Source organism: Angustibacter speluncae, assembly GCF_054777815.1.
Window position 1 is genome coordinate 1 of the sequence record NZ_BAAHAF010000031.1, and the last position, 3,270, is coordinate 3,270.

The following is a 3,270-nucleotide window of genomic DNA, read 5'->3' on the forward strand; positions in this document are numbered from 1 at the left end:
CGACGCCGGCGCCCGCGGCCTGCCAGCCGGAGGTGAGGGCGTCCAGCACCCCGCCCACGCCGTCGGGCACGGGCGCGGCGGCCGCCGAGGTGACGGCGCCGGCTCCGAGCAGCCGCCAGGACGCCAGCAGCGAGGCGAGCGTGCCGAGCAGCAGCAGGACCAGCACGGCGACGACCCGGCCGGACCCGCGGGGCACCGACGGGCTGGGCACCACGACCCGGCTGCGGTGCCAGCGCCAGGTCTCGCGGCGGTCGGCCAGCAGCGGGTGCAGCTGGTGCCCGGGGACGCGGCGGGTGCGGCGGGCCCGCGCCCGGGCGCGTACCAGCAGGTCGGGCCGCAGCAGCGGGGCGAGCACCTGCCCGGCGGCGCGCAGCCCCACGAGCGGCTCCTTGGCGGCCAGGCCGCCGAGGACGCGCACCAGGGCGCCGAGCACCACCTGGGCCAGGACGAACGGGAAGGCCGCGGTGCTCGCGCCGACGAGCCGCAGGTACGCCGTGCTGCGCCGCTGCAGCGCCGGCGGCGCCACCGGGTCGCCCGGCGGCCGCACCAGGACGGCGGACGGGACGACCTCGACGCGGTGGCCGGCCAGCCGGATGCGGCGGCCGAGGTCGATCTCGGCGCCGGGCAGCCCGGGCCGCGACAGCGCCGGGTCGGGCCCGCCCAGCTCGAGCCAGACGTCGGCGCGCACGAGCAGCCCCGTCAGCCCGACGGCCAGCACGTCGCAGGTGGCGTCGTGCTGGCCCTGGTCGACCTCTCCCTCGTCGAGCCGGGTGAGCCGGCGCGAGCCGCGGGTGGTGGTGAAGCCGGTGTCGAGCAGCACCTCGCCCGTCGGGCCGCCGCGGTGCTTGGTGCCGACCGCCGCGACGTTGTCGCTGCGGCGGACGCGGTCGACGAGCCGCTCGAGGGTCGGCATCGTCGGGCGGTCGCGGTCGTCGAGCACCCAGACCCAGTCCCGCGCGGGCGGCCCGGCGGCCCCGGGCGCGTCGGCGTCGGCGACGGGCGTGCGGGGGTCGGTGCTGGGGTGCAGGTCGTGGGCGGCCAGGTGGGTGAGCGCGGCGGTGACGCCGTCGGCCAGCCCGGTGCCCGGGCCCAGCCGGAGCACGTGGTCGCAGTGCGCGCCGAGGACGGCGGCCACGCGGCGGCCGGCCTCGTCGTCGTCGCCCGCGTCGACCCCCACGACGAGGTCGGGGGCCCGGGTCTGGGCCGCGACGGCCTTGAGCAGCTCGGGCAGGTGCTCGGGGTCGCGGGCGTGCACCACGGCGACGACCCGCGGCCGTCCGGGGTGGGTGCGTCCCGTCACCGGCGCGCGCACCGGCTCCGGTCGGGTCCGCTCGATGCGCAGACCCTGGTCGAGGGACACGAGGTCAGACGGCCCGCTTCTTCAGCTTGCGCCGCTCGCGCTCGGACAGCCCGCCCCAGATGCCGAACCGCTCGTCGTTGGCGAGGGCGTACTCGAGGCACTCGGCCTGGACCTCGCACCCGACGCAGACCTTCTTGGCCTCGCGGGTGGAGCCGCCCTTCTCCGGGAAGAAGGCCTCGGGGTCGGTCTGGGCGCACAGCGCCCGCTCCTGCCAGCCCAGGGCGCCCTCGTCGCCCTCCTCGAGCTCGAAACCCCGCTGGGACGGGACCAGCGACAACGCCGCGAAATCGTCCATGGCTCCCACGTCTCGACCCTCCTGAAGGTGGTGCTCCCCACGTGCGGTGCTCGCACCAGGTCGCGCTGGTCCGAACGGGAACGACAGTAAGGGAATTACACGCGTGTCGCACCGCGTTCGTCAAGCCCGTCGGTGCTATCCCGGGCGGACTTGAGCCCTGGGTGCGAACAGGTTCCCGCCGGTGGGCGAGGATGAGCCGCATGCGGATCACGGCCCTGTCCGGCGGCGTGGGCGGCGCGCGCTTCCTCGCCGGCCTCGTGCACCACCTCGCCGGCCGTCCCGCCGACGACGGCGGGGAGCACGAGCTGACGGTGGTCGGCAACACCGCCGACGACATCACCCTGCACGGCCTGCGGGTGTGCCCCGACCTCGACACCGTGATGTACACCCTCGGCGGCGGCGTGCACCCCGAGCAGGGCTGGGGCCGGGCCGAGGAGACCTTCGGCGTCGCCGACGAGCTCGCCGCCTACGGCGCCGGGCCGGACTGGTTCACCCTCGGCGACAAGGACCTCGCGACCCACGTCGTGCGCTCGCAGATGCTCGGCCTGGGCTACCCGCTCAGCCAGGTCACCGCGGCGCTGTGCGAGCGCTGGGGGCTGCCGGGCCGCGGGGTGCGCCTGCTGCCGATGACCGACGACCCGGTCGAGACCCACGTCGTGGTCGACGACGAGCAGGCCGAGGGCGGGCAGCGCGCGATCCACTTCCAGGAGTGGTGGGTGCGCCACCACGCCGCCCTCCCGGCGCGCCGCATCGTCGCCGTCGGCGCCGAGCAGTCGACCCCCGCGCCCGGGGTCCTCGACGCCCTGCGCGAGGCCGACGTCGTGCTCGTCCCGCCGAGCAACCCGGTCGTCTCGATCGGCACCGTGCTGGCCGTCCCCGGCGTCCGCGACGCGCTGCGCGGCACCCGCGCACCCGTCGTCGGGCTGTCCCCCATCGTCGGCGGCGCCCCGGTGCGAGGCATGGCCGACGCCTGCCTGGCGGCGATCGGCGTCGCCAGCACCGCCCGTGCGGTCGGGGGCCTGTTCGCCGACCTGCTCGACGCCTGGCTCGTCGACACCTCCGACGCCGACCTGGACGGCACCACCGTGCCCGGCGGCCGCGCCCGCGTGCACGCCCGCCCGCTGCTGATGACCGACCTCGAGGCGTCCGCCGAGATGGCCGGCGCCGCGCTCGACGTCGGCCTCGACCTCGTGGCCGCCGGACGCGGCGCGTGACCGGGCCCGCGGAGGTCTCGGCCGTCGCGGTCCCCGGCCTGCCGGAGGTGGGGGCGGGCGACGACCTCGCGGCGCTGGTCGCCGCGGCGCTCGTCGCCTCGGGCACGGCGCTGCGCGACGACGACGTCGTGGTGGTGGCCTCCAAGGTGGTGGCCAAGGCCGAGGGACGCACCGTCGCGGCCACCGACCGCGAGCGGGCCCTCGACGCCGCGGCCTCGGACGAGGTGGCGGCGCGCCGGCTCCCCGACGGCCGGCGCACCCGGGTCGTGCGCACCCACCTCGGCCCGGTGCTCGCGGCCGCCGGCATCGACGCGTCCGTCGTCCCCGAGGGCACCGACCTGCTGCTGCCGGCCGACCCCGCCGCCTCCGCCCGCGCGCTGCGGGCGCGGCTGCACGAGCTC

The 3,270-nt window shown here is 77.8% G+C and carries 4 protein-coding genes; 2 read left to right on the forward strand and 2 right to left on the reverse strand.

Annotation, left to right across the window (positions count from 1 at the left end):
* Both ACYVKY_RS03330 and ACYVKY_RS03335 read right to left on the reverse strand, forming a co-directional pair.
* A partial coding sequence (locus tag ACYVKY_RS03330) for a glycosyltransferase family 2 protein (RefSeq protein WP_460433573.1) occupies positions 1-1,360 on the reverse strand: 1,360 nt, incomplete at its 3' end.
* Positions 1,361-1,364: 4 nt separating this feature from the next.
* Entirely contained in the window at positions 1,365-1,655 is a 291-nt protein-coding gene (locus ACYVKY_RS03335; protein ID WP_460433574.1) for a WhiB family transcriptional regulator, read from the reverse strand.
* A 200-nt stretch (positions 1,656-1,855) separates the two neighbouring features.
* On the opposite strand from ACYVKY_RS03335, the gene cofD reads away from it, so the two are divergent.
* Together cofD and ACYVKY_RS03345 are read left to right on the forward strand one after the other, a co-directional pair.
* Positions 1,856-2,869 carry a 2-phospho-L-lactate transferase gene (cofD, locus tag ACYVKY_RS03340; protein WP_460433575.1) on the forward strand — a complete coding sequence of 338 codons (1,014 nt, stop codon included), beginning with the start codon at positions 1,856-1,858 and terminating at the stop codon, positions 2,867-2,869.
* Positions 2,866-3,270 (forward strand): coenzyme F420-0:L-glutamate ligase (locus ACYVKY_RS03345; RefSeq protein ID WP_460433576.1); only part of this gene is annotated, 405 nt, incomplete at its 3' end. The genes cofD and ACYVKY_RS03345, both read left to right, overlap by 4 nt.